The organism is Natronoglycomyces albus, assembly GCF_016925535.1.
In the GTDB taxonomy this organism is placed as follows: domain Bacteria; phylum Actinomycetota; class Actinomycetes; order Mycobacteriales; family Micromonosporaceae; genus Natronoglycomyces; species Natronoglycomyces albus.
This window is the reverse complement of the sequence record NZ_CP070496.1, coordinates 1888451-1901622: the sequence shown is the minus strand read 5'-3', so window position 1 is coordinate 1901622 and position 13172 is coordinate 1888451. Positions and strand designations below refer to the sequence as shown.

Here is a 13172-nt window from a genome sequence, read left to right as displayed (position 1 = left end):
CGCCCTAAACTTGGGCCACGTCGTCTCTCGCCCAGGAGTTTGCATGGTTTTCGGTCACGGCCGTGGAGTAAAGTCGCACCGTTTGGGGCGGCGGCGGAAAGGTTCCGAGTGGAAGCTTCCGGTCGCCCCGTGGATTATCATCACGATCGTGGTGGTGTTGGTCCTGTCTACGCTGACCACGGTGTATGCGACTTTGCTGCGGTCGGGTTGTTCGGGTTCGACCTATGATGTGCGTATCGCGGCGTCGGGAAACGTTTCGACGGTTTTGACGCAGTTGGGGCGCCAATGGGAGAGTTCGCAACCGGATTATGAGGGCCGGTGTGTCGGTGTGGATGTGGAGCAGGTTTCGGCTCCCACGGCCGCTGAGGCGTTGAGTTCTGAGTGGGATGAGACCTCCTTGGGTGAGCGCCCTGTGGTGTGGGTGCCCGATTCGGTCGCGTGGCTGCAGTGGGCGGGCGGTTCACAGGCGGTCACTGACATGGTCTCTGATGATCCGCAGGTGTTGGCCGGTTCACCGGCCGTTATCGCCGCTCCAGATGTGGTTGTCGACGCGCTCGGTTGGAATGCTGATGACCCGTTGATCGAACCGTCGTGGGAGGCGGTGTTTGCCGCGGCTGAGGACGGCTGGTCAGGACTGGGTCAGGACGACTGGGGCGACTTTCGGGTCGGAGTTGCCAATCCACGTTCTTCGACTGCCGGGCTGCACGCCTTGTTGACCATGGCGGTTGATGACGACGGTGAGGTCCAGCCCGAGGCGGTGGAGAATTTCAACGCGTTGGCCCAAGAAGGCCGGCTGGAGGCGAATGTGGATTCGCTGTGGCGGGAAGTGGGGAGCTTGGAGTCGTTGGAGCAAGCGCGTGACTACGCTTCGGTTTATACGGCTTTGGAACATGAGGTTGTGGCGTTCAATCGCATGAATTCGGCCGATTTTACGATGGAGTCGGTGCCTTTGGAGGGCACAAGGGCGCACGCTCAGTTCCCGTATTTGCTGCTCGCTGGTGCTGGTTGGACCTCTGATCAGGATATTGCGATCGCGGAGATGTTTGGTGAGTATCTTGCTTCCTCCGAAGCGCAGGCGGTGTTCGAAGAGGCCGGTTTCCGCCTTCCCACGGAGACTGATGAGGAGGCCGTGGAGGCCGCTTACGACGGTGATACCGACGCGGGTGCCATCGTGACCGATGAGGCGGCCGTAGCTTCTGTGTTGCAGCAGTGGCAGGCGCTGCGCCGAAGTCTCAATGTGCTGGTTGTCGTCGATTCGTCGGTGACGATGGGGACTGAAACAGTCGAGGTCGACGGGGAATTCGTGTCGGCCCATGAGGCCGCGAAGCGTCAGGTGGCGGCTTTGGCTGATGGTCTTGGTTCGTCCTCTCAGATGGGCTTGTGGGACTTCGCGGGCAATATCGACGGCGATGGGCAACATTGGCGCGAGGGTGTGTCGTTGGGGACGGTGGATGCCAGCCAATCGGAGTCGCTGGTCACCACGGTGAATGGCTTTGTGACGCAGCAAGGCGGGTCGTCGCTGTTCTCGGCAACGGTCGCCGGTTATGAATATTTGCAGTCGCACTATGACGAGGGCGCGGCGAATGTGGTTGTCGTCGTGACCAATGGGGGAACGGACCCGGTGAGCGCCCCCACATTGGATCAGACAGCCGACACGCTCGCGACGTTGTCGGCAGATCGGTCCAACCCGGTGCGGCTTATTACTGTGGGCCTGGGAGATGCGGATCAGTCGGCTTTGGAACTGCTGGCCTCGTCGACTCAGGGATCGTATGTGAATGCGCCGGATCCACATGAGTTGTTGGGCCAGTTGCGCTCGGAGTTGTTCAATTGATCTATGCTCGTCCGCCGGGTGTTCCCCCTTCATGTCGGGATCGTTTGCGGGAGGTTGACCGATGGGAATGGCGGGTCGCTGATGGTGGCGACCCGGCAACGTCCTTGGCACAGTTGGCCCAACGCTGGGGTCTTGGTTCGTGGTGGTCACCTTCGGTGCCCCACGATGAGACGCCAGGCAGCGTGTGTGGAATGGCGATCCTGGTAGGCGCTGCCGCCGGTGCCTACATGGTTAGTGGAGCGACTGGTTCTCCCTCTCCGGCCGCTGCGGTGCCGGATGTCGCTGCGGTGGTTTATGCCCATGGTGAGGGCGTGATGGCGCCAATGCCGATTCCGATGGCGTTTTCCGCTCATGGCTGGACTTCTTCGTGGAGCGAGCCCGAGCATGCCGCAGCGGTGGACGCGGTGCGTTCGCACATTGCCGATGGCACTGTGTACCAGGTCAATATGGTCGGGCATCAGCGGTCTCGCTGGTCAGGGTCGGCGCAGGCGGCCGCCGACGCGGTTGCCGCTGTCGAGGGGGCCCATTGGGCTGGCAGTATCGCTGGTACCGATTGGGCGGTGGCTTCGGGATCACCGGAGTGTTTTCTGACCGTAGAGGATGGACATATAGCGACCTACCCGATCAAGGGAACCGCGCCTGCCACGGCGCGGGGGCGACAGCAGCTTGCTGTGTCGGTGAAGGAACGCGCGGAACATGTGATGATCGTTGATCTGCAACGCAATGACATCTCCCGCGTCGCTCGACCCGGGACGGTGTCGGTCCCGCAACTGTTCGCGATCCGTTCGTGGGCCCACTTGTGGCAGGCCGAGTCCACCGTGAGGGCACAATTGGAGTTTGGGTTCGGATTGGCTGATGTGCTGCGGGCGATGTGCCCGCCCGGGTCGGTCACCGGCACCCCGAAGGCCACCGCGTTGGAGACAATCGCCGACTTGGAGCCGGTCGGGCGGGGCCCATCTATGGGCGCACTTGGTTTCTTGACCGGACAGCGCCTGGCCCTGGGTTTGACGATCCGCACTATCGCCCTAGAGCCTGATTGGGTCCATTTGTGGGCTGGCGGTGGCATTACCTGGCGCAGCGACCCGGATGCCGAGGTGCGTGAAGCGCACGCGAAAGCCCTTGGGGTGAGAAACACCCTTGGGGGCTGACCTGGCAGGGTTCCTCTGCCAGCGCCCCGTTCAGGCGTTGCTGTGGTGGTGTGTTAGTTGTCTAGGTTGCGTCGCTGTGGATGTTGTGGGTGTTTTTCCAGATGGTGGCTGCTTGTTGTTTGGCCTCCTGTCGGAGTTGTTCGGGCCATTCGGCTCGGTATAGGCGTAGTCGGGGTGTGTCGGTGTCGAGTTCGACGACGCATCCGAGTGCCATGGGCGGGTCGGGGTAGATGCGCATGAGCCACACCGTGTTCCCTTCGCGTCCGGTGACTTCGATGGTGCGGTGTTCGAGTTGGAATTGTCCCAAGACCACAGGTTTGTTCACGCCGGTTTCTCCTATCCCCACCGTGGAGTTGTTCCGGTTGTTGTGTGTTTGTTTGTTGTGGTGTTTTTGTGTGGGTGGTCTCCTGTTGTTGGGTGTGTTTGTCGGCATTTTTGGGTTTGCCGGTTTCCATCCTCTATGGGTGGCTGTGGTTGTGTCAATACTGTGTGTGGCAGTTTTGGGTTTGGGTTGTGGTGGTTTTTTGGGGGTTGGTTGGTGGTGGGTAGGTTGGGGGTTATGGGTTTTGAGTTGGGGCGGTCGTCTTCGTCGGTGGGGTTTGTGAAGCGGGTTGTTTTGTTGTGGTTGTTGGTGTTGGGTTTGTTGTGGTTGTTGGTGTTGGTTGATTGGTTGTTGCCGTGGGCGTTGACGTCGTGGGGGATTGAGGCGCGGTCGTGGTCGGGGTTGGTGCCGGGGGTGGTGGTGGCTCCTTTGTTGCATGTGGGTGCGGGGCATTTGGTGTCGAATATGGTTCCGTTGGTGTTGATGGGGGTGGTGGCGGCGCTGCGTGATTGGCGTGGGTTTGTGGTGGCTTCTGGTGTGATTGTGGTTTTGTCGGGGTTGGGGGTGTGGTTGATTGCGCCGTCGGCTACGGTGACGGTCGGAGCTTCTGGGGTGGTTTTCGGCTATTTTGGTTATTTGGTGGGTCGTGGTGTTTTTGTGCGGCAGTTTGGTGATATTGCGTTGAGTGTGGTTGTCGTGGTTGTGTATGGGTCTCTTGTGTGGGGGGTTTTTCCGCAGGAGGCTCATGTTTCTTGGCAGGCGCATTTGTGTGGGTTGTTGGCTGGGTTGTTGGCTGCTTTTGGGTTGGCGCGGCGTGAGCGGGCGTTGGTGGCGCGGGCGCGGGTTGAGCGGTCTGGGTTTTAGTTTTTCTGTTTAGTGGTGTTTGATTGTGCGGGTTATGTGAGTGGGGGGAGTGTGTGATGTCTGTGGGCGGTTCTTTGAGTAGGCGGGGGGCGCTGTTTGTTGCCGGTGTGGTGACTGCGGTGGCGGTGTTGGTTGTTGTGTTTGTTGTGGTGTTGGGTAAGGGGAATGGGCAGGGTATGCGGGATTCTCGGTCGTTTGATGATGGTGGCGACTATGTGGAGTACATGGTTGGGCAGATGTCGCTGGAGGAGAAGGTGGGTCAGTTGTTTATGACCTATGTTTTCGGTGATGCTGCGGATACGGCGAATGCGGATTTTGTGGCGGCGAATCAGGATGCGCATGGGGTTGATAATGCGGATGAGTTGTTTGAGCGGTTTCATGTTGGTGGCGTGATTTATTTTTCGTGGGCGGATAATTTGGGTGATCCGGTGCAGATTGCTCAGTTGTCGAATGGGATTCAGGATGCGGCGGTGTCGTCGGGGGCGGGGGTTCCGGCTTTGATTTCGACTGATCAGGAGCATGGTCTTATTACTCGTATTGGTGATCCGGTGACGGCGTTGCCTGGTTCGATGGCGTTGGGTGCTTCGGGGGATTTTGAGGATGCTCGGTTGGCGGCGGGTATTTCGGGGCAGGAGTTGGCGGCGATGGGGTTGAATTACAATTTCGCGCCGGTGGCTGATGTGAATGTGAATCCGGCTAATCCGGTGATTGGGGTGCGGTCGTTTTCGTCTGATCCGGGTGTGGTTGCGGAGTTGACTGCGGCTCAGGTGGAGGGGTATCGGTTCCATGTTGCTGCGGCGGCGAAGCATTTTCCGGGGCATGGGAATACGGATGTGGATTCGCATGTGGCTTTGCCGGAGATTACGCATGATCGTCAGCAGTGGGAGTTGACGGATTTGCCGCCGTTTGCTGCGGCGATTGAGGCGGGGGTGGATTCGATTATGTCGGCGCATTTGCGGTTTCCTTCTTTGGATGCCTCGGGTACGCCGGCGACGTTGTCTGAGCCGATCATGACGGGTTTGTTGCGTGATGAGTTGGGTTTTGATGGTGTGGTGGTTACTGATTCGTTGGAGATGGAGGGGGTTAGGGCTGATTATTCGGATGCGCAGATCCCGGTGAAGGCGTTGCAGGCGGGGGTGGACATGTTGTTGATGCCTGCGGATTTGGAGGTGGCTTTTGATGCGGTGTTGGATGCGGTGTCTTCTGGTGAGTTGACTGAGGAGCGTATTGATGAGTCGGTGGCCCGGATTTTGCGGTTGAAGTTTGACCGGGGCATTGTGTCGAGTCCGATGGTGAATGTGGATCGGGTTGATGCGGTGGTGGGTTCGGCGAAGAATACGGCTTCGGCGCAGGATATTACGGATGCGACGACGACGTTGTTGTCCAATGAGGGCGTGTTGCCGTTGGATGTGGATTCGGGTGCGGATGTGTTGGTGACGGGCGTGGGGGAGGATGTGACGGCGTCGTTGGCTGAGCAGTTTCCTGCTCGTGGTGTGAATGCGGAGGCGTTGGCTACGGGGGTGGAGCCGTCTGCTGAGCAGATTGCGCGGGCGGTTGCGGCTTCGGAGGATGCTGATGTGGTGGTGGTGTTGACTCGTAATTTGCGTAGTAGTCCTGATCAGGTGGCGTTGGTGGAGGCGCTTATTGGTTCGGGTACTGATGTGGTGGCGGTGGCGGTGGAGAATCCGAGCGATATTGCCTATATGGATGCTCCGGGTGCGGCGGTGGCGACGTATGCGACGACGGCTTCTGCGGTTAGGTCGTTGGCGGGGGTGATTTTTGGTGAGCGTGATGCCACGGGAAGGTTGCCGGTTGATGTGGTTGACGCTGGTGGCGAGGTGTTGTTCGAGCGTGGTCATGGGTTGAGTCGTTGAGGGTGTGTTCGGGTGTGCGGTGTGGGCCTGTCCGGTTGTGGTTTGTGGCAGTCTTGATCTATGAGTGCACAGGATGAGGTTGAGCGGTTTTCTGGCCAGGGGCCCGGTGGTGAGGATTTCGCTGATATTGCGCAGCGGGCATTCGATTTGGCGCGTACGGGTGATTCCGACCGGCTAGAGGCGTATTTGTCGGCGGGTTTGCCTGTGGATTTGGCGACGGGTTCGGGGGATTCGTTGTTGATGTTGGCGGCTTATCATGGTCATGCTGCGACGGTGGCGGCGTTGGCGGCTCGGGGTGCGGATGTGAATGCGTTGAATGATCGGGGCCAGTCTCCGTTGGCGGGGGCGGTTTTCAAGGGCTCGGCTGCGGTGGTGGAGCAGTTGTTGAAGTTGGGGGCTGACCCTGATGCGGGCCAGCCCTCGGCTCGGCAGACGGCGGCGATGTTTGACCGGGTTGGTCTTCACCCTGATTTGGGTTGAGCGTGTTGATGCGGGTAGGGGCGGTTGTCTGGTCGTTGTGTTGGGGCGCGAACTTCGGTGGTGGTATCGACCGGCTGGTTAGGGCTGTTTTACCGGTTGGGCCTTTGTTCGATGGTGACGTCGAGGTGTGGGGCCAGGGTGCGTAGGAAGTCCGCCGCGTCGAACATGTGCCCGGGCGAGGCGGCGCCGGTGGTGTGGGTTTTTCGGGCCAGGATGCGTTGGAGCGCTTCGACTACCAGGGGGGCGGTGGTCGCGTAGATGTCACGTCCGTGTGCGGTTGCCCGCTGTTGGTGAGTTTGGGTGTCGACGGTGAGGTCGATGGTGAATCTTTGATCGGAGCGGCCTTGCGTGTCGGTTGGTTGTGGCGCTGGGGTGTCGGGGTTGGATATGTCTTCGACGGCGGTGTGGGTCATATAGGTGTGTATGTCGGTGACGTTGAGGTGGCTGGGGATGGTGACGACGTCGGCCATGGTGAATTCGGTCCATACTGTTTGCTGACCCAGCGGGGCGGGGAAGGTCCATTCTTGTTGCCGGGCTGGTTCGTCGTGGTATTGCAAGGTCTTATCGGCGAACCGGATGCGTTTTCCAGCGCGACGTTGGGCCGAGATGCGTCCGGCGCTGCGGGTGCCGGGGGTGGGGTGCCAGCTGGTGAGCCCGTAGGCGATGTGGATGGCTTCGGCATGCTGGCCGGGGCTGATGGCGGCGGTGGCTAGTAGGTCGGCTAGGCCACCGAAGAACGCCATGGCCGGCACTATGGGTATGGATGCGGTGGCGTAGTTGGTGAAGGTGTCGAGGTTGGCTTCGATTTCGGCGGCGATGTCGAGGTAGGGAATGTGCGCGCGCTGTGCTGCTTCGATGAGTGGTGTGGCGGTGAGTGCGAAGGGTCCGGCACAGTTGATGACGGCTTGGGAGCCGTCGAGGGCTCGGTCGAGTGCGGATGGGTCTTCTATGGATGCCGGTCGCGCCTGTGTGTGTTTCCAGGTGTGGGCCAGCGCGGTCAGTGTGGTGGTGTCGCGGCCGGAGATGATGGTGGGGTATCCGCGGTGGTGTAGTTCGCGGGTGATGAATTGTGCGGTGTGTCCGGTGGCTCCGTAGATGGCTATGGGTTGTGTGGTGGTCATGTGGGTCCGTTCTGGTGTGGTTGGTGGTTCTAGTTTGCTCTCCTGGTGGGGTTGGTGGGTGTGTCTGGAACGCCGTGGTGCGTACAATTTCGGACATGTCGAGGGTTGCGGTGTTGGTGGCTGGTCGTTTGTTGCATTTTGAGCTGGCGGTGGCGTGTGAGATTTTTGGGCGTCCGTTGGTTGATGGGCCCGATGGTTGGTATGAGGTTCAGTTGTGTGGTCCTGCCTCGGCGCGGGTGGGGCCGTTTGTGGTGGAGCCTCAGGTTGGGTTGGAGGGTTTGGTTGGTGCTGATGTGGTGGTGGTGCCGGCTTTGGCTGATGTTGGGGATGTGCCTTCGGGTGAGGTTATTGAGGCGTTGCGGGCGGCTCATGCGGCGGGGGCTCGGGTGGTGTCGTTGTGTACTGGGGCGTTTGTGTTGGGTGCTGCGGGTCTGTTGGATGGGCGGCGGGTGACGACGCATTGGGCTCATGCGCGGGAGTTGGGTGAGCGTTTTGGCGGGGCGGTGGTGGATGCGGATGTGTTGTATACCGATAACGGTTCGGTGTTGACGTCGGCGGGGAAGGCCGCTGCGGTGGATGTGTGTTTGCATGTGGTGCAGCGTGATTTTGGGGCTTCGGTGGCTAATGCGGTGGCGCGGCGGCTGGTGGTTCCGCCGCATCGTTTGGGTGGTCAGGCGCAGTTTGTGACTTCGCCCGTGCCGGGCCGGGCTGGGGATGCGTTGGCGCCGGTGTTGGAGTGGGCTTTGTCGCGTTTGGATCGGCCGTTGAGTGTGGTTGATATGGCGCGAGAGGCGAATATGAGTTCGCGTCATTTGGCTCGGCGTTTTCGGGCGGTGACGGGGCAGACGCCGATGCGGTGGTTGTTGGTGCAGCGGGTGCGGCGGGCGCAGGAGTTGTTGGAGGCTACTGATTTGAGTGTGGTGGCTGTGGCGGTGGCTACTGGGTTGGGGACTGCTACGACGTTGCGGCGGCAGTTTAAGGCGGTGGTGGGGGTTGCTCCGGATGCTTATCGGCGGGCGTTTCGTCATCGGGAGTGAGAGTGGTTGGCCGGTGGTGTTTGTTGTGGTCGGTCAGATTGCTTTCATGCCTTCGGGTAGTCGTCCCCAGGCGTGGAGGTCGGTGAGGTGTTCGTCGACGCATTCGGCGAAGGCGGCTGCGGCGTTGGTGGGGGTGATGTCGCCGCGTTGGGTCAGTGAGATGGTGCGTGCTGCGCCGGGTGGGGCCAGGGGGGTGGAGCGCAGCTCGGGTCGGGTTGCGGCGATCATGGCGGGTAGGAGGGCGACTCCGAGTCCGGCTTCGACGAGGCCGATGACGGCGTCGGTGGCTCCGCCGTCTACGGCGATGCGGGGGGTGAATCCCGCTTGTTTGCATGCGGCCAATGTCAGGCTGCGTAGGTCGTATCCGGTGGCGGGGAGGATGAATTGTTGTTCGCGCAGCTGGGTTAGTCCAATGAATTCTTGGGCTGATAGGGGTGGCTGGCTGGCTGCTGAGGCTACGACGAGCGCTTCGGTCAGTAGGGGTTGGACGATGAGTGGTTCGGCCGATTCGGGGCGGGCGGTGGTGAAGACGAGGTCGACTTCGCCAGCGGAGAGTCGGTCGGTGAGTGATTCGGATCCGTCTTCGATGATGGCGACGTTGACGTGCGGGTGGCGTTCGAGGTAGCGGGCTAGTAGTGGGGCGATGAGCCAGGCGCATAGGGAGGGCGTGGCTCCCAGTCGTAGTCGGCCTGAGCGCACCGCTAGGACGTCGTCGACGTCGGCGCGGGCCGCGTCGACGGCTCCGGTGATGCGGCGGGCGTGGGTGAGGAGGGCTTGGCCGACGTCGGTCAGTTCGATGCGTCCACGGGATCGGGTGAAGATTTTTGCGCCTAGCGCTGTTTCCAGTGATTGGATCTGTTTGCTTAGTGAGGGCTGTGACACACCGACATCTTGCGCCGCTTGGGTGAAATGTCGGGTTTTTGCGACCGCGAGGAACGCGATGAGCTGTTCATAACGCATCCTCATAGCCTACTGGCATGGAATGGCGTCGCTTCATGCATTAGACGATTAAGTGGGGCATTTCGTAGCCTGGAAAGGTGTCAACAGATGTGAAAACGAAAGCCCCCGCGACGCAACGGCGCTCGTCGGTCGGGCTCAAATATGTGATGGCCGGTTCAGGTGTCATCCTGATCGGCTACATCGTCGCCCATATGATCGGAAACCTGAAGATCTTCTTCGGGGGAGATTCCTTCAACGCATACGCCGAATGGCTGCGTAACCTGGGAGCACCGCTGCTGCCCTACGAAGGACTGCTGTGGATCATCCGCATCGTCTTGCTAGTGGCACTGATCGCCCACGTGTCCTCGGCGATCGTCCTCACCCGACGCGCGCATGCGGCCCGCCCGGTCAAATACGCCCACCGGCCCCCCGTCCGCGGCTCCTACGCGGCCCGCACCATGCGCTGGGGCGGCCTGATCATCTTCCTCTACGTCATCTTCCACATCCTCGACCTCACCACCCGCCACGTCAACCCCGTCGAAGAGCACAGCGACGTCAACGCCGCTGTCATCGCCACCTTCGCCCCCGACCGCTGGTGGGTCACCCTCATCTACATAGCCGCAGTCCTCATGCTGGGCGCACACCTACGCCACGGCCTATGGTCAGCGATCCAAACCGCAGGACTGTCCTCGGCGCGCACCCAACAGACCCTGCAACGGGCCTCCACGCTGTTCGCCATCATCATCGTCGTCGGGTTCCTGTCGGTCCCGACCGCCGTCATCCTTGGGCTGGTGAGTTAAATGTCATTCGAGTACTACACCCTCGGCGAGGACATCGCCGACGACAAAGCCCCCACGGGCCCCATCAACGAACGCTGGAGCCAGCGCCGTTTCTCCGCGCGCCTGGTCAACCCGGCCAACCGTCGCAAGCTCGGTGTCATCGTGGTGGGTACCGGCCTGGCCGGTGCCTCCGCGGCGGCCAGCCTGGGCGAACTGGGCTACCGGGTGGAGAACTTCTGTTTCCAAGACTCGCCGCGGCGGGCCCACTCGATTGCCGCTCAAGGTGGCATCAACGCGGCGAAGAACTACCGCAACGACGGCGACTCGATCCACCGGCTGTTCTACGACACGGTCAAGGGTGGTGACTTTCGTGCCCGGGAGTCGAACGTGCATCGCCTGGCCGAGGTGAGTGTGCAGATCATTGACCAGTGTGTCGCTCAGGGTGTTCCCTTTGCCCGTGAGTATGGCGGCATGTTGGACAACCGGTCCTTCGGTGGTGCGCAAGTCTCGCGTACCTTCTATGCCCGAGGGCAGACCGGTCAGCAGTTGCTGTTGGGCGCCTACCAGGCTCTGGAGCGGCAGATCGCGGCCGGGACGGTCAACCAGCATTCGCGCCACGAGATGCTTGAGCTGGTTATCGTCGAGGGCAAGGCGCGCGGTGTGATCGTGCGGGATCTGGTCTCCGGCGAGATCACCACCCATTTGGCCGATGCTGTCGTGTTGGCCACCGGTGGCTATGGCAACGTGTTCTTCTTGTCGACCAACGCCAAGGGTTGCAACGTGACCGCCTCGTGGCGGGCTCACCGCCACGGCGCGTACTTCGCCAACCCCTGCTACACGCAGATCCACCCCACGTGTATCCCCGTCTCGGGTGATCACCAGTCCAAACTCACTCTCATGAGTGAGTCGCTGCGTAACGACGGGCGGGTGTGGGTGCCCAAGACCGGCGGTGATGAGCGTGCCGCGGCCGACATTCCCGAGTCCGAACGTGACTATTACCTGGAGCGGATCTACCCCTCCTTTGGTAACCTCGTGCCGCGCGACATCGCCTCGCGGGCGGCTAAGAACGTCTGCGATGAGGGTCGCGGTGTCGGCCCCGGCGGGCTGGGCGTGTACTTGGACTTCGCCGATGCCATTGAGCGTTTGGGACGCGAGGCGGTCGAGGCCAAGTACGGCAACCTGTTCGACATGTATGAGCGCATCACTGGGGAGAACCCCTATGAGCAGCCCATGCGTATCTACCCGGCCGTGCACTACACGATGGGTGGTCTGTGGGTCGACTATGACTTGCAGTCGAGCATCCCGGGCCTGTTTGTGATTGGAGAGGCCAACTTCTCCGACCACGGCGCGAACCGACTGGGTGCCTCGGCACTGATGCAGGGCCTAGCCGATGGCTACTTCGTGTTGCCCAACACCATCAACGACTATCTGGCCGATGGGCCATTCGAGGCCCTGGGCGAGGACCATGAGGATGTCAAGTCCGCCCAGCAGGCGGTCACCAGCCGTATCGAGAAGCTGCTGAGCATCAACGGCAGCCGCACGGTTGACTCCTTCCACCGCGAGTTGGGCCGCATCATGTGGGAATACTGCGGCATGGAACGTACCGATGCGGGCCTGAACAAGGCCATCGCGCTCATTCGCGATTTGAAGGAAGAGTTCTGGACCAACGTGAAGGTGCCTGGCACCGGTGCCGAACTCAACCAGTCGCTCGAACGCGCTGGCCGTGTCGCGGACTTCTTTGAGCTAGCGGAGCTGATGTGTATCGACGCGTTGCATCGGGAGGAATCCTGCGGTGGGCACTTCCGTGCCGAGAGCCAAACGGAGGACAACGAGGCGATGCGCGACGATGAGAATTTCTCCTATGTCGCCGCCTGGGAGTGGGGACAGGGCAGTAAACCCATCCTCCACAAAGAGGACCTCAACTTCGAATACGTCAAACCCAGCACGCGGAGCTACAAGTGAAACTCAAACTCAGGATCTGGCGTCAGGCCGACGCCGACACCGATGGCGCGATGGTCTCCTACATCCTCGACGACGTCAGCCCCGACATGTCGTTTCTGGAGATGCTGGACGTTCTCAACGAGAAGCTCACCGGCGAGGGTGAGGACCCCGTCGCGTTCGACCATGACTGCCGCGAGGGTATCTGTGGCGCGTGTTCTTTGGTGATTGATGGGCAGCCGCATGGCCCCAACGCGGCCACGACGACCTGTCAGCTGCATATGCGCCATTACGCCGATGGCGACACCATCGACATTGAACCGTGGCGGGCCAAAGCCTTCCCGGTGATCAAAGACCTGGTGGTCGACCGGGAAGCGTTCGATAAGATCATTGCCGCCGGTGGCTACATCTCGGCGCCGACGGGGACCGCGCCGGATGCGCACGCGCAGCTGGTACCCAAGGCTGATGCGGACGCGGCCTTTGCCGCCGCGGCGTGTATTGGCTGTGGTGCGTGTGTGGCGGCGTGTCCCAATGGTTCGGGCATGTTGTTCATGGCCTCCAAGGTCGCTCACCTGGGGTTGGTGCCGCAGGGGCAGCCGGAGCGTCACACGCGTGTCATCGGCATGGTCCAAGAGCACGACGAGGCTGGGTTTGGTGGCTGCACCAACACCGGTGAATGTGCCGTGGCCTGTCCCAAGGAGATTGGGCTGGATGTCATCGGCCAGCTCAACCGTGATTTCCGCAAGGCCGTGTCTGGGCGTCGTTAACGTTCCCTAGGCATATTCGGGGGCACCGCGTATACGCGGTGCCCCCGAACGCATTCGAGTGAGAGACTACTG

General features: G+C 61.1%; 12 protein-coding genes. 9 read left to right on the top strand and 3 right to left on the bottom strand.

The window, feature by feature from the left end:
* The first annotated feature begins 43 nt into the window (after positions 1–43).
* Together JQS30_RS08085 and JQS30_RS08080 are read left to right on the top strand one after the other, a co-directional pair.
* Positions 44–1831: a substrate-binding and VWA domain-containing protein gene (locus JQS30_RS08085; protein ID WP_213172839.1), complete on the top strand. Its 1788-nt coding sequence runs from the start codon at positions 44–46 to the stop codon at positions 1829–1831.
* A complete protein-coding gene (locus tag JQS30_RS08080) occupies positions 1831–2979 on the top strand; it encodes a chorismate-binding protein (protein ID WP_425498859.1) in 1149 nt (382 codons plus the stop codon). The genes JQS30_RS08085 and JQS30_RS08080 overlap by 1 nt, the downstream gene beginning before the upstream one ends.
* A gap of 61 nt (positions 2980–3040) precedes the next feature.
* Here JQS30_RS08080 and JQS30_RS08075 read toward each other — a convergent pair whose 3' ends face one another.
* Complete coding sequence (locus JQS30_RS08075; protein WP_213172837.1) at positions 3041–3304, bottom strand: hypothetical protein; 264 nt, start codon at positions 3302–3304, stop codon at positions 3041–3043.
* Positions 3305–3610: 306 nt separating this feature from the next.
* Between JQS30_RS08075 and JQS30_RS08070 the strand changes: the two genes are divergently transcribed.
* From JQS30_RS08070 to JQS30_RS08060, 3 genes are read left to right on the top strand one after another with little or no spacing between them, the layout of a single operon-like run.
* Positions 3611–4165: a rhomboid family intramembrane serine protease gene (locus JQS30_RS08070; protein WP_343076202.1), complete on the top strand. Its 555-nt coding sequence runs from the start codon at positions 3611–3613 to the stop codon at positions 4163–4165.
* Between the two features lie 56 nt (positions 4166–4221).
* Positions 4222–6039 carry a glycoside hydrolase family 3 protein gene (locus JQS30_RS08065; protein ID WP_213172835.1) on the top strand — a complete coding sequence of 606 codons (1818 nt, stop codon included), beginning with the start codon at positions 4222–4224 and terminating at the stop codon, positions 6037–6039.
* A 60-nt stretch (positions 6040–6099) separates the two neighbouring features.
* Positions 6100–6519: an ankyrin repeat domain-containing protein gene (locus JQS30_RS08060; RefSeq protein ID WP_213172834.1), complete on the top strand. Its 420-nt coding sequence runs from the start codon at positions 6100–6102 to the stop codon at positions 6517–6519.
* Between the two features lie 89 nt (positions 6520–6608).
* Here the strand turns inward: JQS30_RS08060 and JQS30_RS08055 are convergent, their stop codons facing one another.
* Complete coding sequence (locus JQS30_RS08055; RefSeq protein WP_213172833.1) at positions 6609–7640, bottom strand: saccharopine dehydrogenase NADP-binding domain-containing protein; 1032 nt, start codon at positions 7638–7640, stop codon at positions 6609–6611.
* A gap of 95 nt (positions 7641–7735) precedes the next feature.
* Between JQS30_RS08055 and JQS30_RS08050 the strand changes: the two genes are divergently transcribed.
* Positions 7736–8677 (top strand): GlxA family transcriptional regulator, encoded by a 942-nt coding sequence (locus tag JQS30_RS08050; protein ID WP_213172832.1) that lies wholly within the window; start codon positions 7736–7738, stop codon positions 8675–8677.
* 33 nt (positions 8678–8710) lie between these two features.
* Here JQS30_RS08050 and JQS30_RS08045 read toward each other — a convergent pair whose 3' ends face one another.
* A complete protein-coding gene (locus JQS30_RS08045) occupies positions 8711–9637 on the bottom strand; it encodes a LysR substrate-binding domain-containing protein (protein ID WP_213172831.1) in 927 nt (308 codons plus the stop codon).
* A gap of 89 nt (positions 9638–9726) precedes the next feature.
* On the opposite strand from JQS30_RS08045, the gene JQS30_RS08040 reads away from it, so the two are divergent.
* From JQS30_RS08040 to JQS30_RS08030, 3 genes are read left to right on the top strand one after another with little or no spacing between them, the layout of a single operon-like run.
* Positions 9727–10416 (top strand): succinate dehydrogenase cytochrome b subunit, encoded by a 690-nt coding sequence (locus JQS30_RS08040; protein WP_213172830.1) that lies wholly within the window; start codon positions 9727–9729, stop codon positions 10414–10416.
* Positions 10417–12357 (top strand): fumarate reductase/succinate dehydrogenase flavoprotein subunit, encoded by a 1941-nt coding sequence (locus tag JQS30_RS08035; protein ID WP_213172829.1) that lies wholly within the window; start codon positions 10417–10419, stop codon positions 12355–12357.
* On the top strand, positions 12354–13100 hold the full coding sequence (locus JQS30_RS08030; protein ID WP_213172828.1) for a succinate dehydrogenase/fumarate reductase iron-sulfur subunit: 747 nt from the start codon (positions 12354–12356) through the stop codon (positions 13098–13100). Before JQS30_RS08035 ends, JQS30_RS08030 begins: the two co-directional genes overlap by 4 nt.
* Positions 13101–13172: the final 72 nt, after the last annotated feature.

Coding starts and splice junctions, on each gene's coding strand:
- JQS30_RS08035 (WP_213172829.1), top strand. CDS start 10,417: ATGTCATTCGAGTACTACACCCTCGGCGAGGACATCGCCGACGACAAA.
- JQS30_RS08050 (WP_213172832.1), top strand. CDS start 7,736: ATGTCGAGGGTTGCGGTGTTGGTGGCTGGTCGTTTGTTGCATTTTGAG.
- JQS30_RS08085 (WP_213172839.1), top strand. CDS start 44: ATGGTTTTCGGTCACGGCCGTGGAGTAAAGTCGCACCGTTTGGGGCGG.
- JQS30_RS08060 (WP_213172834.1), top strand. CDS start 6,100: ATGAGTGCACAGGATGAGGTTGAGCGGTTTTCTGGCCAGGGGCCCGGT.
- JQS30_RS08055 (WP_213172833.1), bottom strand. CDS start 7,640: ATGACCACCACACAACCCATAGCCATCTACGGAGCCACCGGACACACC.
- JQS30_RS08045 (WP_213172831.1), bottom strand. CDS start 9,637: ATGCGTTATGAACAGCTCATCGCGTTCCTCGCGGTCGCAAAAACCCGA.
- JQS30_RS08065 (WP_213172835.1), top strand. CDS start 4,222: ATGTCTGTGGGCGGTTCTTTGAGTAGGCGGGGGGCGCTGTTTGTTGCC.